At 69.3% G+C, this 23,415-nt stretch carries 20 protein-coding genes; 9 read left to right on the top strand and 11 right to left on the bottom strand.

Going from position 1 to position 23,415, the window contains the following annotated elements:
- Positions 1–87: 87 nt before the first annotated feature.
- Entirely contained in the window at positions 88–1,398 is a 1,311-nt protein-coding gene (locus tag ON19_RS06495; protein WP_043688277.1) for a nicotinate phosphoribosyltransferase, read from the top strand.
- 2 nt (positions 1,399–1,400) lie between these two features.
- Here the strand turns inward: ON19_RS06495 and ON19_RS06490 are convergent, their stop codons facing one another.
- Complete coding sequence (locus ON19_RS06490) at positions 1,401–1,589, bottom strand: hypothetical protein (protein ID WP_043688276.1); 189 nt, start codon at positions 1,587–1,589, stop codon at positions 1,401–1,403.
- Between the two features lie 179 nt (positions 1,590–1,768).
- Here ON19_RS06490 and ON19_RS06485 point away from each other — a divergent pair, with 179 nt between their 5' ends.
- Both ON19_RS06485 and ON19_RS06480 read left to right on the top strand, forming a co-directional pair.
- Positions 1,769–2,335, top strand: coding sequence for an isochorismatase family protein (locus ON19_RS06485; RefSeq protein WP_043688274.1), 567 nt, complete (start codon positions 1,769–1,771; stop codon positions 2,333–2,335).
- 57 nt (positions 2,336–2,392) lie between these two features.
- Positions 2,393–4,441, top strand: a complete 2,049-nt coding sequence (locus tag ON19_RS06480; protein ID WP_043688272.1) for an ATP-dependent DNA helicase — start codon at positions 2,393–2,395, stop codon at positions 4,439–4,441.
- Between the two features lie 164 nt (positions 4,442–4,605).
- Here ON19_RS06480 and ON19_RS06475 read toward each other — a convergent pair whose 3' ends face one another.
- The 4 genes from ON19_RS06475 to glgP form a co-directional block, all read right to left on the bottom strand.
- On the bottom strand, positions 4,606–5,001 hold the full coding sequence (locus ON19_RS06475) for a RidA family protein (RefSeq protein WP_043688271.1): 396 nt from the start codon (positions 4,999–5,001) through the stop codon (positions 4,606–4,608).
- Positions 5,002–5,142: 141 nt separating this feature from the next.
- On the bottom strand, positions 5,143–5,676 hold the full coding sequence (locus ON19_RS06470; protein ID WP_043688270.1) for a DoxX family protein: 534 nt from the start codon (positions 5,674–5,676) through the stop codon (positions 5,143–5,145).
- A gap of 163 nt (positions 5,677–5,839) precedes the next feature.
- Positions 5,840–7,201: an NCS2 family permease gene (locus ON19_RS06465; protein WP_043688268.1), complete on the bottom strand. Its 1,362-nt coding sequence runs from the start codon at positions 7,199–7,201 to the stop codon at positions 5,840–5,842.
- A gap of 106 nt (positions 7,202–7,307) precedes the next feature.
- Positions 7,308–9,881 carry an alpha-glucan family phosphorylase gene (glgP, locus tag ON19_RS06460; protein WP_043688266.1) on the bottom strand — a complete coding sequence of 858 codons (2,574 nt, stop codon included), beginning with the start codon at positions 9,879–9,881 and terminating at the stop codon, positions 7,308–7,310.
- Positions 9,882–10,174: 293 nt separating this feature from the next.
- Here glgP and ON19_RS06455 point away from each other — a divergent pair, with 293 nt between their 5' ends.
- The 4 genes from ON19_RS06455 (at position 10,175) to glgB (ending at position 15,691) form a co-directional block, all read left to right on the top strand.
- Positions 10,175–10,618, top strand: coding sequence for a hypothetical protein (locus tag ON19_RS06455; RefSeq protein ID WP_157229606.1), 444 nt, complete (start codon positions 10,175–10,177; stop codon positions 10,616–10,618).
- Positions 10,619–10,796: 178 nt separating this feature from the next.
- Positions 10,797–11,438 (top strand): LysE family translocator, encoded by a 642-nt coding sequence (locus ON19_RS06450; RefSeq protein WP_043688264.1) that lies wholly within the window; start codon positions 10,797–10,799, stop codon positions 11,436–11,438.
- 99 nt (positions 11,439–11,537) lie between these two features.
- Positions 11,538–13,541, top strand: a complete 2,004-nt coding sequence (locus ON19_RS06445) for an alpha-1,4-glucan--maltose-1-phosphate maltosyltransferase (protein WP_043688262.1) — start codon at positions 11,538–11,540, stop codon at positions 13,539–13,541.
- Positions 13,538–15,691: a 1,4-alpha-glucan branching protein GlgB gene (gene glgB, locus ON19_RS06440; RefSeq protein WP_043688260.1), complete on the top strand. Its 2,154-nt coding sequence runs from the start codon at positions 13,538–13,540 to the stop codon at positions 15,689–15,691. The genes ON19_RS06445 and glgB overlap by 4 nt, the downstream gene beginning before the upstream one ends.
- 349 nt (positions 15,692–16,040) lie before the next feature.
- On the opposite strand, the gene ON19_RS06435 is transcribed toward glgB, so the two are convergent.
- The 3 genes from ON19_RS06435 to ON19_RS06420 all read right to left on the bottom strand — a co-directional run bounded on the left by ON19_RS06435 (position 16,041) and on the right by ON19_RS06420 (position 19,574).
- Positions 16,041–16,889 (bottom strand): tetratricopeptide repeat protein, encoded by an 849-nt coding sequence (locus ON19_RS06435; RefSeq protein ID WP_043688259.1) that lies wholly within the window; start codon positions 16,887–16,889, stop codon positions 16,041–16,043.
- A 61-nt stretch (positions 16,890–16,950) separates the two neighbouring features.
- Complete coding sequence (locus ON19_RS06430; protein WP_372478629.1) at positions 16,951–17,319, bottom strand: DUF3817 domain-containing protein; 369 nt, start codon at positions 17,317–17,319, stop codon at positions 16,951–16,953.
- A 1,076-nt stretch (positions 17,320–18,395) separates the two neighbouring features.
- Entirely contained in the window at positions 18,396–19,574 is a 1,179-nt protein-coding gene (locus tag ON19_RS06420) for an acetyl-CoA C-acetyltransferase (protein WP_043688255.1), read from the bottom strand.
- Between the two features lie 129 nt (positions 19,575–19,703).
- Between ON19_RS06420 and mce the strand changes: the two genes are divergently transcribed.
- Both mce and ON19_RS06410 read left to right on the top strand, forming a co-directional pair.
- Positions 19,704–20,177, top strand: a complete 474-nt coding sequence (gene mce, locus ON19_RS06415) for a methylmalonyl-CoA epimerase (RefSeq protein ID WP_255218370.1) — start codon at positions 19,704–19,706, stop codon at positions 20,175–20,177.
- 86 nt (positions 20,178–20,263) lie between these two features.
- Positions 20,264–21,265, top strand: a complete 1,002-nt coding sequence (locus tag ON19_RS06410) for a coiled-coil domain-containing protein (protein ID WP_043688253.1) — start codon at positions 20,264–20,266, stop codon at positions 21,263–21,265.
- A gap of 182 nt (positions 21,266–21,447) precedes the next feature.
- Here the strand turns inward: ON19_RS06410 and ON19_RS43605 are convergent, their stop codons facing one another.
- From ON19_RS43605 to ON19_RS06400, 3 genes are read right to left on the bottom strand one after another with little or no spacing between them, the layout of a single operon-like run.
- On the bottom strand, positions 21,448–21,753 hold the full coding sequence (locus tag ON19_RS43605; protein ID WP_083899175.1) for an Rv1322 family protein: 306 nt from the start codon (positions 21,751–21,753) through the stop codon (positions 21,448–21,450).
- Positions 21,754–21,801: 48 nt separating this feature from the next.
- Positions 21,802–22,491, bottom strand: a complete 690-nt coding sequence (gene nucS / locus ON19_RS06405; RefSeq protein ID WP_043688251.1) for an endonuclease NucS — start codon at positions 22,489–22,491, stop codon at positions 21,802–21,804.
- A gap of 37 nt (positions 22,492–22,528) precedes the next feature.
- Positions 22,529–23,257 carry a rhomboid-like protein gene (locus ON19_RS06400; protein WP_051168610.1) on the bottom strand — a complete coding sequence of 243 codons (729 nt, stop codon included), beginning with the start codon at positions 23,255–23,257 and terminating at the stop codon, positions 22,529–22,531.
- Between the last annotated feature and the right edge of the window lie 158 nt (positions 23,258–23,415).

Below are 23,415 nucleotides of genomic sequence, written 5' to 3'. Positions count from 1 at the left end.
CACCCACGCAGCCCCGATTCGCGTTTCGGCGGTTCACCGGACCGATGCCGGACCCCATGAGCCGACCGTTCTGTCTACAGTGACAGCGTGGACCTGCGCGACGGCGTCATCAGCACGGCGCTGCTGACCGACCAGTACGAACTGACCATGCTCGCGGCAGCGCTCGCCGACGGTTCGGCGCATCGCCAGTGCACCTTCGAGGTGTTTGCTAGGCGTTTGCCAAATGGCCGGCGCTATGGCGTCGTCGGTGGTACCGGCAGGATGCTCGACGCGCTGCGTCAGTTCCGGTTCGAGGAGGCCGAACTGTCCGTCGCGGCCTCGTTCTCGGATCGGCGGACGCTCGACTGGCTGCGCGACTACCGGTTCACCGGCGATATCGACGGCTACGCCGAAGGAGAGCTGTACTTTCCCGGCTCCCCGGTCCTCTCGGTGCGCGGCAGTTTCGCGGAGTGCGTCGTGCTGGAGACGCTGATCCTGTCGATCCTCAACCACGACAGCGCGATCGCGGCCGCGGCGGCCCGTATGGTCAGCGCCGCGAGCGGTCGCCGGATGATCGAGATGGGCTCACGGCGCAGCCACGAGATGGCGGCCCCGGATTGCGCACGCGCCGCCTACCTGGCCGGTTTCGACGCCACCTCCAACCTGGAGGCCGTGCGTCGCTACGGGATTCCGGGCGCGGGCACCAGCGCGCACGCGTTCGTCCTGCTGCACAGCGGCGCCGATGGGGCGCACGAGGCCGAAGCCTTCCGCAGCCAGGTCAAGACCCTCGGCGTCGGGACGACACTGCTGGTGGACACCTTCGACATCACCAAGGGCGTGGCGACCGCCATCGAGGTGGCGGGCACGCAGTTGGGCGGGGTGCGGATCGATTCCGGCGATCTGGGCGTGCTGGCCCGGCAGGTGCGCGACCAGCTCGACGCGCTCGGCTCCACCAAGACCCGCATCGTGGTCTCCGGTGATCTCGACGAGTACGCGATCGCCGCGCTGCGCGCCGAACCGGTCGACGTCTACGGCGTCGGCACGGCGCTGGTCACCGGCTCGGGCGCACCGACAGCGGGGATGGTCTACAAGCTGGTCGAGGTCGAAGGGGTGCCGGTCGCCAAACGCAGCAGTCACAAGCAGTCCCGCGGTGGCACGAAGAAGGTGATCCGCCTGGCCCGCGACACCGGCACGATCGTCGAGGAGATCGTCTACCCCGCGGCCGGGCCGGTGCCGCCGAGCAACGGCTTCCAGACCAGGGACCCGCTCGTGCCGCTGCTCCGCGGCGGTGAGCCGGTCGAGGATCTGCCCACCCTCGCCGAGAGCCGCGACTTGGTGGCGCGGGGACTGATCAGCCTGCCCTGGGAAGGCCTCAAGCTCTCGGCGGGCGAGCCCGCCGTGGTGACCACCTTCGTCTGAGGTCAGCGCCTGCGTTCGTCGACGCGGCACACCAGCCGCAGTCCGACGGCGAAGAGCCCTGCGAACACCACCCCGGTGATCGCGAACCACACCCATGCCGCCGGTTCGGCGGGCCGGGAGCCCAAGAAGAAAACCGCCAGGAACACCGTGGTACCGATCGTCACGCTGCGGAACAGGTTGGCAGGTGTCATGGGTGGTCTCCATGGGGAAGGCGGCGAACCGGGACTGGAAACAGGGTGCACTCGGTAATCACCGTGGGCGGCGGCCGCGTTTACATCGGGACCGAATTCCCCGCGAGTCGGGTGAACCGAGCGTCCGATCGAGCGGCAGAATCTGGAGCAGACATTCGGCCATACCGCGGGAGGTCGCCATGACCCGGGCACTGATCATCGTCGACGTCCAGAACGATTTCTGCGAGGGCGGGTCGCTCGCGGTCAGCGGAGGCGCCGCGGTGGCGGCCCGGATCAGCGAGCACCTCGCGGCGGCGAAATACCGCGCGGTCGTCGCGACCCGCGACTACCACATCGATCCCGGCGCCCACTTCTCCGACGAGCCCGACTACATCGACAGCTGGCCGCCGCACTGCCGAGTCGGCACGCCCGGCGCCCAGTTCCACCCCGCCCTGACCACCGGGCCGATCCAGCAAGTCTTCTCCAAGGGCGCCTACTCCGCGGCCTATTCCGGGTTCGAGGGCACCACCGAGGACGGCACGGGGCTGGCCGATTGGCTGCACGACCGCGGTGTCGAGGCCGTCGACGTGGTCGGCATCGCGACCGACCACTGCGTACGCGCGACCGCCCTGGACGCGCGCATCGAGGGTTTCGACACCCGCGTCCTGCTCGATCTCACCGCGGGCGTCGCTCCCGACACCACGCGCGCCGCGCTGGACCGCATGCGCGGCGCGGGCGTCGACCTGGAGGGCAGCATCAGCCGGTAGACCGTCCGGTCTCGGCGACCGGACAGCTCTGTCGGAGGCGCCGAGTAGGCTGCTCGCGTGCCCGAACTGCCGCCCGTTTCCGACCTTTTGGCCACCGCCGTGCAGGCGCTCGGCGGCAAGGAGCGCGCCGGGCAGGTGACGATGGCCGCGGCGGTGGATCACGCGATCGACACCAAGGAGCATCTCGCGGTGCAGGCCGGGACGGGCACCGGCAAGTCGCTGGCGTATCTGGTGCCGAGCCTGCGCCACGCCGTGCGCACCGGCCGCACGGTGGTGGTCTCCACGGCGACGATCGCGCTGCAGCGTCAGCTGGTCGACCGCGATCTGCCCCGGCTGGCCGACGCGTTGAGCGCCCCGCTGGGGCGCACGCCGAAGTTCGCGATCCTCAAGGGCCGCAACAACTATCTGTGCTTGAACAAGATCAACAGCGCGGTGCCCGACGAGCCGGCCGAGGCGGAGCTGTTCGACGCGTTCGCGATCTCCCGCCTCGGGCGCGAAGTGCAACGGCTCAACGAATGGACCTCCGACACCGAGACCGGCGACCGCGACGAACTCGCCCCCGGCGTGAGCGACCGCGCCTGGCGGCAGGTCAGCGTGTCCTCGCGGGAGTGCCTGGGCAAGTCGCGCTGCTCGTTCGGCCAGGACTGCTTCGCCGAGCGCGCGCGGACCGAATCGGCGCAGGCCGATGTGGTGGTGACCAACCACGCGCTGCTCGCCATCGACGCGATCAGCGGCATCCAAGTGCTGCCCGAACACGACGTGGTGGTCATCGACGAGGCGCACGAGCTGGTCGACCGGGTCACCGGGGTGGCCACCGCCGAACTGGCCTCCGCCGCGATCAGCGCGGCCGCCCGCCGCTGCGCCAAGCTCATCGATGAGCAGGAGGTCGATCGCCTGGAGGGCGCCGCGGAGGCATGGCACACCATGCTGGACGAGCTGCCCGCCGCCCGCTGGGACACCCTGCCCGACGGCGTCGCCCCGGTGCTGGCCCTGATCCGCGACGCCGCCTGGAACGCGCGCACCGCGCTCGCGCCGCAGGGCAGCGGCACCCCACAGGGCGATCCGGAGACCTCCGCCGCCCGCAACATGGCGCTGGCCGCGATCGACGAGGTGCACGACAGCGCGGTCCGCGCGCTGACGGCGTTCGACGAGCCCGACCCGGCCGCCCGGCGCGACGTCATCTGGCTGACCGCCGACGAGATCCGCGGCGTCGTGCGCCGCTCGCTGCGGATGGCGCCGCTGTCGGTGGGCGGGCTGTTGCGCAGCAGGCTCTTCGGCACCGCCACCGTCGTGCTGACCTCGGCCACCTTGCAGATCGGCGGCTCGTTCGACGGGCTCGCGCTCACCTGGGGCCTGCCGGCCCAGTCGGGCAGTCGCACCGATCCGGCCACCGCGAACGGCGCGCAGGCGCCCTCGGACGCCGACACCGTGCGCTGGAGCTCGCTCGACGTCGGCTCGCCGTTCGACCACGCCAAGTCCGGCATCCTCTACGTCGCCAAGCACCTGCCCGCGCCGGGCCGCGACGGGTTGGCGCCGGCCTACCTGGACGAGATCGAGCGACTCGTCACGGCGGCGGGCGGGCGCACCCTCGGCTTGTTCTCCTCGATGCGCGCGGCCCGCGCCGCGACCGACGCACTGCGCGACCGGTTGCCGACCCCGGTGCTGTGCCAGGGTGACGACTCGACGGGCGCGCTGGTCCGGAAATTCGCCGACGACCCGGAGACTTCCCTGTTCGGCACGCTGTCGCTGTGGCAGGGCGTCGACGTGCCGGGGCCGTCGCTGAGCCTGGTGATCCTCGACCGCATACCGTTCCCCCGCCCGGACGATCCACTGCTGGCGGCCCGGCAACGCGCCGTGGAGATGCGGGGCGGAAACGGGTTCATGACCGTGGCCGCCAGTCACGCCGCGCTGCTGCTCGCCCAGGGCACCGGCCGCCTGCTGCGCAGCGTCGATGATCGGGGCGTGGTCGCCATCCTCGATTCCCGCCTCGCCACCGCCCGCTACGGCGGATACCTGCGCGCGTCGCTGCCGCCGTACTGGGAGACGGCCGACCCGGAGGTCGTGGTGAAGGCGCTGCGCAGGCTCGCGGCCGCCGCCACGGTGTGATACCGAACACACCTCCCGGCATCTACTTCCAGACGGAAGTAGATTGTTGATCGGTACTTCGGTGTACCCCCGACACCGAAGGTATCGGCCGGCCCCCGCGCCAAGCCCTGCACGCGGCGCGGGGCCATCACCTGGCCCCGGCCCCTGCCCCGGCCCCGGGTATCTCAGCCGCGCACGGCCACCGCGTCGACCTCGAACAGCATGCCCGGCAGCGCGAGCGCGGCCACGCCGGTCAGCGTCTGCGCGGGCGGCCGCGCACCCCAGATCGCCGCGATCTTCTTGCCGAGCACGGTGAGCTTGTCCAGATCGTGGTCGACGATGTGCGTCCGCAATTGCGCCACGTCGGCGAAGTCCACTCCCGCCGAGCGCAGGGCGATTCCGAGGTTGGCGAACGCGTTGTCCACCTGAACCGCGAATTCCGTGCTGGTGGTGCGCCCCTCGGCGTCCGAGTCGTACTGCCCCGCGATGAACACCAACTCACCGCGCGCCACTGCCACGTGGCTGTAGCCGAACCCGGTCGGATCGTGCAGTTCACCGGGATTGCTGATTTCGACGCCCATCGTTTCTCCTCGCTCGGTCGACAAGTGCTGCAACATCACGACGACGATCCAGCAGTCCGAGGTGTGACATGACGAAGGACACAAACGACCGCGGCGCGGCGACCGAGGTCACCGCGCCGCGAATCCGGCTGTGCCGCAGGATCAGAGCACCCACTTCAGGATCAACGTGAGCACGCCCGTCACCACCGCGAGGATCAGCGCACCCACACCCCACACGAATCCGTTGCGCTCCCACGGGCGCCCGGAATCCAACGAGAACTTGCCGGGCCCGGTGAAGGGCAGCGCCGCGCCGACCACCGCGAACATCAGGCCGATTTCGTAACCGCCGAACAGGCCCATGGACCACGTGACGTTGATCGCGTTGATCATCGTGCCCAGCACGATCGCTCCGGCCAGTGGCGTGAGCAGGCCGAGCAGCAGGAGCAGCCCGCCGCCGAGTTCGGTCAGCCCCGCCAGCGTCCCGAACACCTTGCCCGGGTTGTAACCCATCTGCTCGAAGCCGTCGGCGTTGGCCTGCAGTCCGGGCCCGCCCCACCAGCCGAAGAGTTTCTGCGCCCCGTGCCCCGCGAGCAAGCCGCCGAAGACGACTCGCACGATCAGCAGGCCGATGTCGGTGGAGATTCCGTCCAACTCGGTGTTCGTGCCGCGTCGTTCCAGTACGGATTTGATGGTCATGCTGGTCCTCATCCCTGCAAGTCGTTCTCGGACATGATCGTTACCTCCGCAAAGAAGCGGACTACGGTCCGATTCTCTCATCAAGAGGCCCAACTGCCCAACCCCTCGGTCTTATTCCACGGTCCGACGGGAAGGATGGTTCAGCGCGTAAGCGAGCGGAAAGTTACTCCGCGAGGAAGAAGAAGTAGCCGAGGAACACCAGCATCAGGGCCCACATCGCCGGATGCACTTCCCTGAACCGGCCTTTCGCCGCCATGACCACCGGGTACAGCAGCATGCCCATGGCCAGGCCGTTGGCGATGGAGTACGTCAGCGGCATCATCACGACGGTGATGAACGCGGGCACCGAGTACTCCAAGAGGTTCCAGTCGATCTGGCCGAGCGCGCGGGCCATCAGGATGCCGACCACGATGAGCGCGGGCGCGGTCACCTCGGCGGAGCCCGCGACCACCGCGAAGATCGGATAGCAGAACATCGCGACGAGGAACCAACCCGCCGTGCCGACCGCGGTCAGCCCGGTCCGGCCGCCCGCCGAGACGCCCGCCGTCGATTCCACGTAGGCGGTCGTGGTCGAGGTACCGATCACGGCGCCCGCCATGGTGCCCACCGAATCCGCCGCCAGCGCGCTCGCGGCGCGCGGCAGTTTGCCGTCCTCGTCCAGCAGGCCGGCTTGGTTCGCGACGCCGATCAGGGTGCCCGAGGCGTCGAAGAAGTCGACGAACAGCATGGTGAGCACCACCACGGCCATCTGGCCGGTGAACGCGTCGGGCAGATGGACGATGGCCTGGCCGAAGGTCTGCTCGAGCCCCTTCGGCGCGGCGAACACGCCCTTGGGCAGGTCGACCAAACCGCTGACGATGCCGACGATCGTGGTCAGCACGATGCCGTAGAGCACCGCGCCGTGCCAGCCCCGCACGAGGAACACCACGGTCACCAGCAGCCCGAACAGCGCGAGCAACGTGGTGCCCTCCGTGAAGTCACCCAGCGCGACCAGCGTCGCGTCGCTGTTCACCACGATCCCGGCGTTCTTCAGGCCGAGGAACGCCACGAACAATCCGATGCCCGCGCCGACAGCGAGCTTCAACTGCATCGGGATGGCATCGAGAATGCGTTCGCGGATCCTCGTCACGGCGAGGACGAAGAAGATGACGCCGGACAGCAACGTGCCCGACAACGCGACCTGCCACGGAATCCCCATACCGAGCACCACCGTGTACGCGAAGAACGCGTTGAGCCCCATACCCGGCGCGAGCGCGATCGGATACCGGGCCCACAGTCCCATGACCAGTGTGCCGACCACCGCCGCGACGGCCGTGGCGGTGAACACCGCCTGCATGGGGATGCCCTTGTCGCCCAGCGCTCCCTGATCACCGAGCACCGCGGGGTTGACCGCGAGGACGTACGACATGGCGAGGAACGTGACCGTTCCCGCCATGAGTTCGCGCTTGACGGTAGAGCCGGTCGACCGGACCCCGAAGTACCCGTCGAGGCGTCCTCGGGTCCGGTGCAGAACGTCGGTGACCATGGGTGACTCCAGTCGAGAACGATTCGGGCGTGCCAGGGCACGGTAGCCGACGGTTCACTGCCAGGGGCAACTCGCGGCGGCCGCACCGTGACCAGCGCCACCGGCCTCAGGCGCTCGGGGCGGAGACCAGGCCCAGCTCGGCGTCGGAGGCCAGCAAGTCGTTGTGCGGCAGCACGCGCACGGTGTAGCCGACCGCTCCGGAGAGCGGGACCGGGGTGTCCACGGTGAACAGCTCGGCGCCGCCGTCCGACCCGCTGTGCGTCATCGGGACCGTCGTGGTGTCGGAGAGGTCGTCGGTCGCCGACACCCGGCCGAGCACCGCCTGCACCACGACGTCCGACACGCTCAATCCGCCGAGCTCGACCCGCGCGGCCAGTGCCAGCCGCGCGCCGATCACCGGGGTATCGGGCAGGCCCGCGCTGTCCACCTGGATCACCTTCACCGAGGGCCACGCCGCCTCCACCCGGTGGCGGTACTCGGCGATGGCACCCGCGACCGCGAAATCGTCGGCCGTCGCCCGCTGATACGCCGCGGCGGCGGGAGCGTAGTACTCCACCGCGTAGTCGCGGACCATCCGGGAAGCCAGGACCTTGGGCCCCAAGGTCTGCAGAGTGTGGCGGACCATCTCGACCCAGCGCACCGGCATCCCGGCGGCGTCGCGCTCGTAGAAGCGCGGCGCCACCGCACGCTCGAACACGTCGTAGAGCGCGGCCGCCTCCAGGTCGTCGCGGCGGTGCTCGTCACGGACGCCCGCCGCGGTCGGAATGACCCATCCGTTCTCGCCGTCGTACATCTCGTCCCACCAGCCGTCCCGGATGGACAGGTTGAGCCCGCCGTTCAGCGCGGATTTCATGCCGGAGGTGCCGCACGCTTCCAGCGGGCGCAGCGGGTTGTTCAGCCAGACATCGCAGCCCCAGTACAGGTAGCGAGCCATCGACATGTCGTAGTCGGGCAGGAAGACGATCCGGTGCCGCACCTCGGGATCGTCGGCGAAGCGGACCACCTGCTGGATCAGCGCCTTGCCGCCGTCGTCGGCGGGGTGGCTCTTGCCCGCCACCACCAGCTGCATCGGCCGCCGCGGGTCCAGCAGCAGGGCGCGCAGCCGCTGCGGGTCGCGCAGCATCAGGGTGAGGCGCTTGTAGGTCGGCACCCGGCGCGCGAACCCGACGGTCAGCACGTTCGGGTCGAAGACACCGTTCACCCAGCCGAGTTCGGCCTCCGCGGCGCCACGCTCCAGCCAGGACGCGCGCACCCTGCGACGCACCTCGTCGACGAGGATGCCGCGCAGGGTATTACGGGTGGACCACAACTCGGTGAGATCGATGTCGCGCAACCGTTCCCAGCCGCGCCCCTCCTCGACCAGTTCCGCGCCGATGTGCTCGCGCGCCTTGTCCACCCATTCCCGCGCGGCCCAGGTGGTGGCGTGCACACCGTTGGTGACCGAACCGATCGGCACCTCCGCCGGGTCGAAGCCCGGCCACAGCGAGGCGAACATGGACCGGCTCACCTCACCGTGCAGCTTCGAGACGCCGTTGGCGCGCTGCGCGAGCCGCAGACCCATGTGCGCCATATTGAAAACGGAGGGATCGGCTTCCCGGCCGAGCGCCACGATGCGGTCCACGGAAAGGCCGGGCAGCAGCGCCGATTCGGATTCGCCGTGCGCGCCGCCGAAGTAGCGGCGCACCATCGGCATCGGGAACCGATCGATGCCGGCCGGGACCGGCGTATGCGTGGTGAACACCGTGCCCGCCCGCACGGCGGCCAGCGCGGAATCGAAATCCCGTCCGGCCGCGACGAATTCGCGGATGCGCTCGACGCCGAGGAAACCCGCGTGACCTTCGTTCATGTGGAACACGTCGGGATCGGGCAGTCCGGCCGACGCGGTGTACGCCCGCACCGCGCGCACTCCGCCGATGCCCGCCAGGATCTCCTGGCGGATGCGATGCTCCTGGTCGCCGCCGTAGAGCCGGTCGGTGACCGCGCGCAGCTCAGGATCGTTCTCGGCGATGTCCGAGTCGAGCAGCAACAGTGGAACCCGGCCGACCTGCGCGATCCACACCCGCGCGCGCAGCACCCTGCGGTCGGGCATGGCCACGTGGATGAGCACCGGCGACCCGGCGGAGGTGAGCGCCCGCAGCGGAAGGCCCTGCGGGTCCAGCGCCGGATAGTGCTCGGCCTGCCAGCCGTCCGCCGTCAGGGACTGCCGGAAGTACCCCGAGCGGTACAGCAAGCCCACACCGATCAGGGGTAGACCCAGGTCGGAGGCCGCCTTGAGGTGGTCACCGGCCAGGATGCCCAGACCGCCCGAGTAGTTCGGCAGTACCTCGGTGACGCCGAACTCCATCGAGAAGTAGGCGATGCCGCGCACCCCCTCCTCCCCCGCCCTGCGCTGGAACCAGCCCGGCGCCTCCAGGTAATCGCGCAGATCCGCCGCCGCCGCGTCGACACGAGCGACATAGCCGGGGTCGGCGGCCAGCTCGTCCAGCCGCGCCGCGGGTACCTCGCCGAGCATCCGGACCGGATCGTGCCCCATCTCCTGCCACCGCCGCGGATCCAGGGCGGCGAACAGGTCCTGCGTCGGCGGGTGCCACGACCACCGCAGATTCGTGGCGAGCTCACCCAGAGCCGCCAAACGCTCGGGCAGATGGGCACGGACGGTGAATCGACGCAATGCCTTCATTGGGTAGAAGCTACACGGCACCCGCGGCGCTCGTCCTGTCTGACCACGCCCGGAACAACCTTCCGACCAGCGGGTTTCGTGATCGAGCGCGCCGAGGTGGGCCGCGCGCCCGATCTTGCGTAACGCTTTCTACCGTCACGGAACGGCCACGTGACGCACCCGGCGCCGTCGGTCCCGCTACCCGATCGAGACCCGCGCTCGCTTGTGAACTCCGGAACGCGGGGCAAACCCACAAGCTGTGCGGACCAACCGGCCGCACCAACCGAATCAGTACGGGAGTGATCGAGATGTGGATGACTGCACACCCAAATCGCGCCCGCGATTTGCGCTGGTCGCGCGCTGGAGCGGCCATCACGGGCTTCGGAGCCGTCGCGGCTGCACTCGTTCTCGCCGCACCCGCCGCCGGGGCCGCCGTCACGACGGCGACGGCGAACTCGGCCCAAGGCATCAGTCTCGGCTTCGGGAACTACGGAACCAACTGCCAATACCGGGTGACGGCCACGGTGGACAACATTCCCTCCGCCGAATCCGTCCAGTTCTCCGACAGCGCCGCGGGTACCTTCTCCCCGAATCCCGCACCGGTGAGCGGCAACCAGGCCACCACCACCTGGATCCCTGACGCTGCCGGGCAGCACACCATTTCCGCTGTGCAAGGCGCCGGGCCGGTGTGGACCTCGCCGGCGATGACGGTGGGCGACGGAATCAACCTCGGCATGGCGTGCGTGGTCATGCCGTAGCGCTCGCTGCGCTTCGCCAGTGGCAGGGTGAGCACCCAGGTGGCCACGCGCGCACAGCTCTCCAGCCCGTGGCCGCCCGGGTCCCTCGCGGTCTCCCGGCCCGTGACCTGCGATCGTCACCGAACGGGGTGACGGAAATGTCTGGCCTGAGCAGGGGCCGGGGTGACAGCATCGGCTGATGCCGCACTGGGTCGAGGTTCTTCCGCAATTCCTGCTGGCCTGCCTGCTCCTCGCCGCACTGCCGGGGCCGGCGACCGCCCTGTTCTTGCAGCGCGCTGTGCGTGACGGGCGCACCGCGGGTCTGGCAGCGGTGGCCGGGAACGAAATCGGCGTGCTCGGTTGGACGCTGGCGGGCGGGGCGGGGCTGTCCGTGCTGCTCGTCGCGAACCGAGCTATGAACACCGCCGTGCACGTCATCGGCGCGCTGGTCCTGATCTGGCTCGGCGTGCAGGCATGGCGAGGGGCGCGCGGCGGCGACGAGTTCGGCAGTGCGATGACGAAGATGCTCCCCGCGGGTCGCACGCCCGCGGCCGCCTTCCGCGCCTCGCTGCTCTCGATCGCGGCCAACCCGAAGGCGGCGGTATTCGGGTTGACGATCCTTCCCCAATTCCTGCCGTCCGACGGTCCGGTACTGGCGACCGTGGTGATCCTGGCGCTCATCCAGTTGGTGGTCGACACCGCCTGGTGCGTCGGCGTGGTCGTGGTCGCCGACCGTGCGGGCGCCTTGCTGCGCCGCACCGGCATCCGGCAGCGGGTCGAACGCGCGCTCGGCGCGATCCTGGTCGCCCTCGGCCTCGGACTCGCCGCCGACGCACGCTGACCCGAACACCCAGCTCAGCGGTCAGGGCGGCGAGCCTCGGCGGCGAACGAAAAGCTCGCTGATCCGATCCGCACGCCCAGCTACCGGTAGGTTGGTCCCGTGACCGGCCGCATCGCTATCGATGACACTGCCCCGTCCATCCCCGGCGGCCGGCCCGCCAAAGCGGTGGTCGGCGAGGTTTTCCCCGTGCGCACCGTGGTGTGGCGCGAGGGGCACGACGCGGTCGCCGCCACACTGGTCGTCCGCGCGCCCGGGGCGTCGCGACCGATCCGCATCCGCATGACGCCGGACTACGAGCCCGACGTCTTCAACGCGACCTTCACCCCGAACGCGCCGGGCGCGTGGACCTACCGCATCGAAGGCTGGAGCGATCCGATCGCGACCTGGCGATCGGCGATCGAGGCGAAGCTGGCCGTCGGGCAGAGCGCCGCCGATCTGGCCAACGACCTGGAATTGGGCGCCCGCCTGTTCGAACGCGCGGCCCAGGCCGTCCCGAAGCGACAGTTCGAGCGCTTGCGCGCGGTCGCGGCCGCCCTGCGCGGCGGCGACCAACTACCCGCACGGGTGGCCCCCGCGTTCACCGAGGATGTCGCCGAGATCCTGCGCGCCACGCCGCTGCGCGACCTGGTCACGCGCGGGCCGCAGCACACCGTCCTGGTCGAACGGCACCGCGCGCTGTACGGCTCCTGGTACGAGTTCTTCCCCCGATCCACGGGCGGACGCGACGCCACCGGCAAGCCGGTCCACGGCACCTTCGCCACGGCCACCGAAGAACTTCCGCGCATCGCCGCCATGGGCTTCGACGTGGTGTACCTGCCACCCATCCACCCGATCGGCGAGGTCAACCGCAAGGGCCGCAACAACGCGCTCACCGCCGAGCCGGGCGACGTCGGCTCGCCATGGGCGATCGGCTCGAGACACGGGGGCCACGATGCCCTGCACCCGGAATTGGGCACCGAAGCCGATTTCACCGAATTCGTCACCGCGGCGCGGCGGCTCGGCCTCGAGGTGGCGCTCGACCTCGCCCTGCAATGCGCGCCGGATCATCCGTGGGTGCAGGCGCACCCCGAATGGTTCACCACCCTGCCCGACGGCACCATCGCCTACGCGGAGAATCCACCGAAGAAGTACCAGGACATCTATCCCGTCAACTTCGACAACGATCCCGACGGCCTCTACGCCGAAGTGCTGCGCGTGGTCCGGCACTGGATAGCGATGGGCGTCACGATCTTCCGCGTCGACAACCCGCACACCAAGCCCGCCGACTTCTGGGAGTGGCTGATCGCGAACGTGCGGCGCACCGACCCGGACGTCATCTTCCTGTCCGAGGCGTTCACCCGGCCGGCCCGGCTCTACGGGCTGGCCCGGCGCGGATTCAGCCAGTCCTACACCTATTTCACCTGGCGAGTGGCCAAGTGGGAGCTGACCGAGTTCGGCAACGAACTCGCCGCCAAGGCCGACGAGGCCCGTCCGAACCTCTTCGTGAACACCCCGGACATCCTGCACGAGAGCCTCCAGCACGGCGGGCCGGGCATGTTCGCCATTCGCGCCGTCCTGGCCTCCACCCTCGCCCCGACCTGGGGGGTCTACTCCGGTTTCGAACTGTTCGAGCATCAGGCGGTGCGTCCGGACAGCGAGGAGTACCTCGACTCGGAGAAGTACGAGCTGCGGCCGCGCCCGTTCGCCGAGGCGCTCGCGCGCGGCGAATCGCTGGAGCCCTGGTTGACCAGACTCAACGAGATCCGCCGGGCGCACCCTGCCTTGCAACAACTGCGCTGCCTGCATTTCCACCACGTGGACAACGACGCGCTGCTCGCCTACTCCAAGATCGATCCTGCCAGTGGCGACGCGGTGCTGGTCGTGGTGAACCTCAACCCATACGGGGCCGAGTGGGGCATGCTCTCACTCGACCTGCCCGCGATCGGCCGCGAGTGGCACGACCATCCGGTGGTGTACGACGAGGTCAGCGGCGAGGAATACCACTGGGCGCAGACCAACTTCGTGCGGTTGGACCCCGCGCGTGCCGCCGCGCACATCATCACCCTGCCTCCGGTGTCGCAACAGGCGCGCACCGAGCTGGCCTACCGCAGGACACTGCGATGAAACGGCGCGACCTCCTGCTCCTCGCGGCAGGCACCCATGCCGACCCGCACACCGTGCTCGGCGCGCATCCCCATCCCGACGGCACCGCCGTCCGGGTGCTGCGCCCGCACGCGGAAACCGTGTCGGTGCGCGTCGGCGGCGTCGACCATGCGCTGAAGTCCGTGGGCCACGGCGTATTCGCGGCGGTGCTGCCGTACCCGGAGATCATGGACTATCGCGTCGTGACCACCTACCCCGGCGGCCAGACGATCGTCGGAGCCGACGGCTACCGCTTCCTGCCCACGCTGGGCCCCCTCGACCTGCACCTCATCGGCGAAGGCCGCCATGAGCGCCTCTGGGACGTGCTCGGCGCGCACCCGCGCCGCTACACCACCCTCGACGGCGACGTGTCGGGCACGTCGTTCGCGGTGTGGGCGCCCAACGCGCGCGGCGTCACCGTGATCGGCGATTTCGACGGCTGGAGCGGCCACACCGCGCCCATGCGTGTGCTGGGCTCGTCCGGGATCTGGGAGGTCTTCGTTCCCGGCGTCGGGCCCGGCGCCAAATACAAGTACCGCGTGCACGGTGCCGACGGACGGACCGTCGACCACGCCGACCCGCTGGCTTTCGCCACCGAACACCCACCGGCGACGGCCTCGGTGGTCACCGAAAGCCATCACGTCTGGGACGACCGCGCGTGGCTCGAGCGCCGCGCGGCCACCGACCCGACCCGTGCTCCGATGAGCGTCTACGAGGTGCATCTCGGTTCGTGGCGGCCCGGCCTGGGCTACCGCGAGCTGGCCGAGCAGCTCGCCGAGTACGTGCGGGCCGCCGGATACACCCACATCGAGTTGCTCCCCATCGCCGAGCATCCGTTCGGCGGATCGTGGGGTTACCAGGTCACCTCCTACTACGCGCCGACGGCGCGATTCGGTTCCCCGGACGATTTCCGAGCGTTCGTCGACCGCATGCACGCGGCGGGCATCGGCGTCCTGCTGGACTGGGTCCCGGCGCATTTCCCGCGCGACGAGTGGGCGCTGGCCCGCTTCGACGGCACCCCGCTCTACGAGCACGCCGACCCGCGCCGGGGCGAGCAACTCGACTGGGGCACCTACGTGTTCGACTTCGGCAGGCACGAGGTGCGCAACTTTCTCGTCGCCAACGCCCGGTACTGGATCGAGGAATTCCACATCGACGGCCTGCGCGTCGACGCGGTCGCCTCCATGCTCTATCTCGACTACTCCCGCGCCGACGGCGAGTGGGAGCCCAACGTGCACGGCGGCCGGGAGAATCTGGAGGCCGTCGACTTCCTGCAGGATCTCAACGAGACCCTGCACCGCCACCATCCCGGCGTCGTGACGATCGCCGAGGAGTCCACCACCTGGCCCGGCGTCACTCGTGGCACCGACGTCGGCGGTCTCGGCTTCACCATGAAATGGAACATGGGCTGGATGCACGACACCCTCGGGTTCCTCGGCCGCGACCCGGTGCACCGCTCCTGGCACCACAACGAGGTCACCTTCTCGCTGGTCTACGCCTGGAGCGAGAACTACGTGCTGCCGATCAGCCATGACGAAGTCGTGCACGGCAAAGGCACCCTGTGGACCAGGATGCCGGGCGACGATTTCGCCAGAGCCGCGGGCGTGCGGGCGCTGCTGGCCTACATGTGGGCCCACCCGGGTAAACAGCTGCTGTTCATGGGCCAGGATTTCGGCCAGTTCCGGGAGTGGTCGCACGATCGCGGCCTGGACTGGCAGGAACTGGACAATCCACTGCACCAGGGCATCAGCGCGCTGGTGCGGGACCTGAACGCGGTCTACCGCGCCCACCCCGCCCTGTGGAGCCAGGACACCACCCCGGGCGGCTATGCCTGGATCGAGGCGAACGACCACACGAACAACGTGCTGGCATTCCTGCGCCACGGTTCCGACGGCTCCGTGGTGGCCTGCGTCTACAACTTCTCCGGGTCGACACACGACGGATACCGGGTCGGCCTGCCACACGCGGGCCGCTGGCTGGAAATTTTCAACACCGACGCCGCGGACTACGGCGGTTCCGGCCTCGGCAACCTGGGCGAGGTGACGGCGACCGACGAGCCGTGGCACGACCGACCGGCCTCGGCCGCGGTGACGCTCGCGCCGCACAGTGCGGTCTGGCTCCGCCCCGCCTAACGGCTCACAGGCCAGGCCGCTTCGACCCCGCACAGCACCGAACGTACGCCCGCGCCAGTCGAGCACATGCACGGCTGCGCGCCGAACCGGCTCTACGTGCGCGAACCCGGAGTACGTGCCCCAGGCGCTCCGCGTCAGAAGCAACGAATCGTTCGACAGCGCGACCCGACATACCGGGAACCGTATGGACATCGAACGGCAGATTCACTCGTTTCAGTGATCGAGCAAGGTGCGAGGGCACGCCGCTCACGGCCGAGACCAGCTCGCCGCGCACCCCGCCGCCAGGAACAACCGTGCACCCGGAGGCGAAGCGCGGCGATCCGGTTCACGACCGCCCCGCGCGGCGAACTCAGTACAGCGCGGAGGCCAGCTTGCGGCGTGCGGCCACGACGAACGGCTCGGCCTGGTCGAACAGCTCGAACAACTCGAGCAGCCGAGTACGCGCCGTGGTGCGGTCGTCGCCGGAGGTCCGCTTGACGACGGCGATCAGCCGGTCGAAAGCCGCTTCGGGCCGCTGCTGGAACAGTTCGAGATCGGCGGCTCGGATCGCGGCCTCGACATTCGACGGGTCGGCGTCGGCGTCGGCGATGGCCGACTCCGGCAGCTCCTGCGCCCGAGCCAGGAACCGCAGCTGGCGCAGCGCGCCCTTGGCCTCCTCGTTCGCGGGCTCGGCGTCGATAATCGCTTGGTAGGCGGCCTCGGCGCCGGCCAGGTCGCCCTGCTCCAGCGCCGCCTCGGCCGCCGCGAAACGCGGGTCCTCGGCAGGCTCCTGCGGCTGCCCGCCGCCTTCCAGCTTGCCCGCCACCGCGTCGACCACCGCGTCCAGCCACTGCCGCACCTGCGGCTCCGGCTGCGCGCCCTCGAAATCGGCCAGCGGCTGCCCGGCCGCGATCGCGATCACCGTCGGAATGCCCTGCACCCGCAGCGCCTGCGCGATGCGCATGTTGGCCTCGGCTTCGACGGTGGCCAAGTCCCAGGTGCCCGCATCGGCGGCCACCAGACGCTCCAGCGTCCGGACCAGTTCGACGCTGCCCGGGCTGCGCTGCGAATACAGCACGACCACCACGGGCACCTGCATCGAACGACGCAGAACCCTGGTCTCGAAATCGGCCTCGGACACCGCGTGGTCGCCGCCGGCAGCTGCGCCCGCGCCCCCCGCGGGCTGCTTCAGGCTGGACAGATCGACCGCGCCGGACATGGCGGCGGCGACAGCGGGCGAAGGACGGCGTGCGGCTGGTCGATTCACGACTTCCAGTTTGTCACGACGTGGCGGATGCGGGCGCCCCGGACTCGGCCGAACCGGCGACACTCAGCTCACCCAGCTGACCCGTGCGCACTGCCCAGACCTCGAACAGCACCGTGCAGAACGGCGGGATGCTGGACAGCAGCGCCAGAGCGGTGGTCTTGAGGTTCCAGCCCAGCTCGCGCGCCGCCACGATCGCGCTGATCACGAACAGCACGAACACGATGCCGTGCGTCATGCCGAACACCTTGACCGGCCACAGCACCGGCTCGGGAATCCGCTTGAACACCATGCCGATGATCAGCAGAAACCAGGAGATCGCCTCGAGCACCGCGATGAAACGAAACCGCTTGGCCACCGTACTCAGGTCGAAGACATTGCCCATGCGCCCCATTGTGCCGGATGCACTACGCACTGTCGTAGTGAGCTGTGTCTTATTTGCTGTGTTGGATTTGCAGCGCCTGCGGCGCTGCGTGTTCGCGGCCCCCTTGTGGCTCGCGTCCGAGCGACCGCCGCTTGCTCCTTCGTCGCCTACGCGGCGGCCGCTCGGACGCGAGCCGGGCCGCGAACGGCGCATGCTAGGTCTCGCTTCGCTCGAAACCTGTGGTCGGGCTGTGGTGGTTGCGTAAACGGTGACCCTGCGGACCCGAGGTTCGCCGTCCATAGTGGCCCAACGAGCGCTGCTGGCGACCTCGACACAGCACTCCTCTGAGGTGCGGAAATGGCTGGCTCCACTCGAAATCTGCAGCCGGGCCGGACGTGGCCATACAGGGCGGCAGTGACATGCGGAGCGCAAGTTCACTGCGGGCGGGAGACAACCACTGGTGACAACTTCGCCATCGACACAGCAGTCCTTCGAGGTGCGGGCCGCGGACGGCACACACTCGATCTCGCTCCACCCGAAAATTTCCGGTCGGGCCGACACGGCCACGCAGGGCGGCAGTAACACGCGGAGCAGGGGTTCACTATGGGCGGGAGTTCACCGTGGGCGGGAGGCAACCACTGGTGAGGACTTCACCACCCACACAGCGATCACTCCGCCGCAAGCCGGTCGCGAAGGGCACACACTCGGTCTCGCTCCACCCGAAACCTTCAGTCGGGCCGACGTGGCCATAAGGGCGGCGGTGACACGCGGGGGCGGGTTCACCGCGGGCGGGAGGTAACCACTGGTGACAACTTCGCCACCAACACAGCGATCACTCCAGCGCAAGCCGGTCGCGAAGGGCACAGCTAGGGCTCGCTTCCCCCGAAAGCGGCGGCAGGGCCGACGTGGGTGGTGGCCTGGGGATCGATGTTCGTAGTTGGTGCGGCGACCGCTCCTCGTGACACTCCGGTCAGCTTGTCGCACCGGGCGCACGCTTTGCCGTGTCCCCGCGTGCCGTCCGGCGGGACGACCGATGGCCGCCCATATCGGAGCGGCCATCGGTTGACGATGCGGCGCGGGGTGTCGCCCCGCACAGGTCAGACGCGGACGATGAGGGCGTCGCCCTGGCCGCCGCCACCGCAGAGGGCGGCCGCGCCGACGCCGCCGCCGCGGCGCTTCAGCTCGAGCACCAGGTGCAGCAGGATGCGGGCGCCGGACATGCCCAGCGGGTGACCGATGGCGATGGCGCCACCGTTGACGTTCACCTTCTCCGGGTCGATGCCCAGCTTGCGGGTGGACGCGATGCCGACCGCGGCGAACGCCTCGTTGATCTCCACCAGGTCCAGGTCGGCGGGCGAGATGCCCTCGCGCGCGCAGGCTTTGGCGATCGCGGCGGCGGGCTGGTCCTGCAGCGTCGAGTCGGGGCCCGCGACCACGCCCGCGGCGCCGATCTCGGCGATCCAGCTCAGCCCGAGTGCCTGCGCCTTCTCCTTGCTCATCACGACGACCGCGGCGGCGCCGTCGGAGATCTGCGACGCGGTGCCCGCGGTGATCGTGCCGTCCTTGCGGAAGGCCGGGCGCAGCTTGCCCAGCGACTCCACCGTGGTGTCGGCGCGAATGCCCTCGTCCGTGGTCACCAGCACCGGATCGCCCTTGCGCTGCGGCACCGCGACCGGAACCACCTCGTCGTCGAAGACGCCGTTCTTCCACGCCGCCGCCGCACGCTGGTGCGAAGCCGCCGCGAACGCGTCCTGGTCCTCCCGGCTGATCCGGTCGGTCTCGTTGCGCGCCTCGGTGAGCGCACCCATCGCCTGGTCGGTGAAGATGTCGTGCAGGCCGTCGTAGGCCATGTGGTCGCGCAGGGTCACATCGCCGTACTTGAAACCTTCCCTGCTCTTCTCGAGCAGGTGCGGCGCCCGGCTCATCGACTCCTGCCCGCCCGCGACCACGATCTCGTACTCCCCCGCCCGGATCAGCTGGTCGGCGAGGGCGATCGCGTTGATGCCGGACAGGCAGACCTTGTTCAGCGTCAGCGCGGGCACGTCCATCGGGATGCCCGCCGCCACCGCCGCCTGCCGGGCCGGGATCTGCCCCGCGCCCGCGGTGAGCACCTGGCCCATGATCACGTAGTCGACCTGGTCGGGCGCGACACCGCCCTTCTCCAGCGCCGCCTTGATGGCGAACCCGCCGAGATCGGAACCGCTGAAGTCCTTCAGACCCCCGAGCAGCCTGCCGACCGGGGTACGCGCACCGGAGACGATCACGGAAGTGGTCACGACGAGCCTCGCATTCGTAGATCGGACCTGCCCGCGCCCACCCGCGAGGTGGCGCGAGAGCAGGTGTTCTACTCAACGGTAGCGGGTGTGTCCCGCGCGACCGGTGCCAGGTCGCGCTACTTTCGAATGGTGAGCAACGTTACCGAACAGTCATCGTTCATCCCCGCGGACTACGTGACCGCGGTCGACCACGTCGGCATCGCGGTGCCGGATCTGGACACCGCGGTGGCCTGGTACGCCGAGAACCTCGGCATGGTGGAGACCCATCGAGAGGTCAACGAGGCCCAGGGCGTGCACGAGGCGATGCTGTCGCTGCCCGGGGCACCGGATCGCGCCACCGCCCTGCAGTTGCTGGCCCCGCTCAACGCGGAGTCGACCATCGCGAAGTTCATCGACCGCAGCGGGCCCGGCTTGCAGCAACTGGCCTACCGGGTGACCGACATCGAGGCCGTCTCCGCGTACCTGCGCGCCAAAGGTCTGCGTTTGCTGTACGAGGCTCCGCGGCATGGAACGGCGGATTCCCGCATCAATTTCATCCACCCGAAGGATGCTGGAGGTGTGCTGATCGAGTTGGTCGAACCGAGCGCTCATGTTACGCACTAGTATCGACGTCAAGTCGGGAAAACTCGTTGGAATGACATTCGCAGTCGAGTCACCATCGGCTGTCTTCAGGCTGTAGTTTGTGTGCCATGTCGTCACCCGAGTCCGATCGCAATCGCTTCGTTGCACTGCCCTTCACCGTTGTGCGCAAGGGTTATGCGCAAGACGAGGTGCGTAATTACTTCGACCGCTTCGACGCGGAACTGAGAGTCACCGCCACCGACCGCGATGCCGCTGCGGCACAAGCACGTAACCTCGCGAGCCAGCTGGAAGACGCGCGCGACGAGATCGACGAACTCCGCAAGGAGGTCGACCGACTCTCGGTGCCGCCGACCACCGCGGAAGGCATGTCCGACCGCATCTCCCGCATGCTCCGTCTCGCCTCCGACGAGGCGTCCGAGGTCCGTGCCCTGGCCCAGGCCGAGGCAGCGGAGATGGTGTCGATCGCCGAGCAGCAGGCCACCGAGATGCGTGGCAAGTACGAGTCGCTGCTCGCGGAGACCAAGGAGAAGCGCGAGGCGCTCGAGATCGAGTTCGAGCAGACCCTCGCGAACGCACGCACCGAGTCCGCCAAGATCATCGAGGCCGCCCAAGCCGAGGCCGACCGCATCGCCAAGGAAGCCGACGCGAAGCGCAAGGCCACCCAGCAGGACTTCGAGGCCACCATGGCCGAGCGTCGCACCAAGCTCACCCGCGCCATGGAGGAGCTGGAGGCCACCAGCCGCGCCGAGGCCGCCCAGCGGATCAAGGACGCGACCGACGAGGCCAACCGCCTCATCACCTCCGCCACCCAGACCTCCGAGCGCAAGATCGCGCACGCGAAGGAACTGGCCGAGGAGATGCGCGTGCTGCGCGGCCGTGTGCTCGCCCAGCTGCTCGGTATCCGCGGTCAGCTCGACTCGGTGCCCGCGATGCTCGCCGCGGTCAACCGGGAGAGCGAACTGCTGGACGGTGTTCCGGACCAGCGCAAGTCGATCGGCGGCAACACCAAGTCGGTCACCGGTTCGCGCCAGAAGGCGATCCCCGAGGTTGCCACCGAGGACGACGACATCGACTCGGACGAGCGCGAGAGCGCCGACATCAGCAACTGACGTCGGGCCGAACGGCGACAGCAGCAATCTCAACCGAATTCACCGAAGGCCGCCCCTCACCAGGGCGGCCTTCCCTAATTCCGCACTCAGCAGATCTACGGCCGTAACCGAGTTCGACGAATGCCGATACGGCCCCACTCGGTCAGGGACCGGGGATCGTCATCACCACGCGGCTCGATGTGTCAGGACCACCGACGAGTGATCCGGCGAGTCCGGCGCCCGTTCCAGCAGCCGTAATGCCAGTGCCTACGGTCGTCTTCTCCGCCGTATGCCGGCCACGCGACGATATGAGCGACGCCGGGCGGGATCTCGTGGTCGCAGCCGGGGCAGCGGTAGATCTTGATCGCACGCGCGCCGGGGATGGCCCGCACCACATACGTCTCGTCCCCGTCCGGACCTGACTCGGTCCGTCCGAAGACGTCCCCTAGTGCGCCACCCGCCCACGAGCGATCAGCATGGCGATCCGAACGCGGCTTCCGGCGGGGCATGCGACAAGCGTATTACTCGCGCGCGCGAGCCCCGCACGGCCCCCGAGTTCAGAAGAGGCGGAATTCGTTGCTCTCCGTGCCGCGCAGGGCGTCGTAATCGAGTGTGAGACAGCGGATGCCGCGGTCCTCGGCGAGCGTGCGCGCCTGCGGCTTGATCTGCTGGGCGGCGAAGACGCCCGCGACCGGAGCCAGCAGCGGATCGCGGTTGAGCAACTCGAGGTAGCGGGTCAGTTGTTCGACGCCGTCGATCTCACCGCGCCGTTTGATCTCGACCGCCACCGTGCCGCCGTCGGCGTCCCGGCACAGCAGGTCCACCGGCCCGATCGCGGTCATGTACTCACGGCGGATGAGCGTGTAACCGGCGCCGAGCGTGTGCACGTGCTCGGCGAGCAGCTCTTGGAGGTGGGCCTCCACCCCGTCCTTCACCAAGCCCGGGTCGACGCCGAGCTCGTGGGAGGAATCGTGCTCGATGTCCTCGATGGTGATGCGGAGTTCTTCGCCTGCCTTGTTGGTGACGACCCAGAGCGCCTTCGCTCCGTCCGGGAGCTGCGCGTCGCCGTTGCGTTCCTCCAGCCGGCAGGGCGGGCTCATCCAGTTCAGCGGCTTGTACGAGCCGCCGTCGGAGTGCACCAGCACCGAGCCGTCCGCTTTCATCAGCAGTAGTCTGCGGGCCATCGGAAGATGGGCGGTGAGTCGCCCTACGTAGTCGACCTGACAGCGAGCAATCACTAGGCGCACCCAAGCACTGTAGGCGAGCGCCCTTCGGCGGCTGCCGTCAGCCCATGAGCAGGATCGCCGCGAGGATCGCGCTCACACCGAGCAAGGCGTTCTCCACCCGGGTGAGCCGCCGGGTGACGGTCTTGGCCCGAGCCATGAAGAATCCGACCGCCGCCCCGATCGTGAACGCCACCAGGTGTCCCACGTGGGTGAAGGTCTGCCCGATCAGCACGCCCTCGACCGCGACGATGAACCACATCGTGGCCCAGGCGATCCGCCACCGATACGGCACCGCGGCCACGAGCGCACCGATGAGCGCCATGGCGCCGTAGCTCACGCCGACGTCCTCGGCCCAGCGGATGCTCGCGGGCACCCACCCGGCTTCCACACCGATCCACAGGCCCGCCGCGACGAGCACCGTGGCGCCGATGTGACCGGCTAGGAAGACGTGCACCGCATGCAGCGCGCCGAAGCGCAGTTCCGCGAGGGCGAGCAGACAGGCGAGCAAGGGGATGATGACCCAGGCCCCCACGACGTCGCCGATCACGAACGCGCTGGCCAGCAGCGTCCCGACGCGACCGCTCAGCAGGTTGTGCAGGTTCGTGCTCGCGTGCAGAACCATCCTCGTCTGCGCGGAGTCGCTCAGTACCGAGAAGACCACCGAGACAGCGATCAGGCCCGACAGGTACACAGCCGTGGCGGGCAGCCTCGGCGGCCACCATCGCGATCGCGCCGGTGTGCCGGGGTCGAGCGCCGCCGACCGAGCCGGCGTCGTCGCGACGATCATGCATACCTCCGTTGTTCGCGCGGGCGGCGCCACACCGCCAACCATCCTCGGTCTCCGCGCGCTACGTACTCTCACATTTCGCTGCGAATTTGCTGCGAACCACGATTCTACCGATCGAACGACGAAAGGCCCTCGACTGATGTCGAGGGCCTTTCGTG

The sequence above is a fragment of the Nocardia abscessus NBRC 100374 genome, from assembly GCF_000308455.1.
Classification (GTDB): Bacteria; Actinomycetota; Actinomycetes; order Mycobacteriales; family Mycobacteriaceae; genus Nocardia; species Nocardia abscessus.
Note: the sequence above shows the minus strand (reverse complement) of the source record. Positions and strands in the feature narration are given on the sequence as shown.

Coding starts and splice junctions, on each gene's coding strand:
- ON19_RS06435 (WP_043688259.1), bottom strand. CDS start 16,889: ATGTCCGGCGCGGTCGATCTGTCCAGCCTGAAGCAGCCCGCGGGGGGC.
- ON19_RS06450 (WP_043688264.1), top strand. CDS start 10,797: ATGCCGCACTGGGTCGAGGTTCTTCCGCAATTCCTGCTGGCCTGCCTG.
- ON19_RS06475 (WP_043688271.1), bottom strand. CDS start 5,001: ATGGGCGTCGAAATCAGCAATCCCGGTGAACTGCACGATCCGACCGGG.
- ON19_RS06465 (WP_043688268.1), bottom strand. CDS start 7,201: ATGGTCACCGACGTTCTGCACCGGACCCGAGGACGCCTCGACGGGTAC.
- glgP (WP_043688266.1), bottom strand. CDS start 9,881: ATGAAGGCATTGCGTCGATTCACCGTCCGTGCCCATCTGCCCGAGCGT.
- ON19_RS06455 (WP_157229606.1), top strand. CDS start 10,175: ATGACTGCACACCCAAATCGCGCCCGCGATTTGCGCTGGTCGCGCGCT.
- glgB (WP_043688260.1), top strand. CDS start 13,538: ATGAAACGGCGCGACCTCCTGCTCCTCGCGGCAGGCACCCATGCCGAC.
- ON19_RS06410 (WP_043688253.1), top strand. CDS start 20,264: ATGTCGTCACCCGAGTCCGATCGCAATCGCTTCGTTGCACTGCCCTTC.
- ON19_RS06430 (WP_372478629.1), bottom strand. CDS start 17,319: ATGGGCAATGTCTTCGACCTGAGTACGGTGGCCAAGCGGTTTCGTTTC.
- ON19_RS06470 (WP_043688270.1), bottom strand. CDS start 5,676: ATGACCATCAAATCCGTACTGGAACGACGCGGCACGAACACCGAGTTG.
- ON19_RS43605 (WP_083899175.1), bottom strand. CDS start 21,753: ATGCCCCGCCGGAAGCCGCGTTCGGATCGCCATGCTGATCGCTCGTGG.
- ON19_RS06400 (WP_051168610.1), bottom strand. CDS start 23,257: ATGATCGTCGCGACGACGCCGGCTCGGTCGGCGGCGCTCGACCCCGGC.
- ON19_RS06485 (WP_043688274.1), top strand. CDS start 1,769: ATGACCCGGGCACTGATCATCGTCGACGTCCAGAACGATTTCTGCGAG.
- ON19_RS06490 (WP_043688276.1), bottom strand. CDS start 1,589: ATGACACCTGCCAACCTGTTCCGCAGCGTGACGATCGGTACCACGGTG.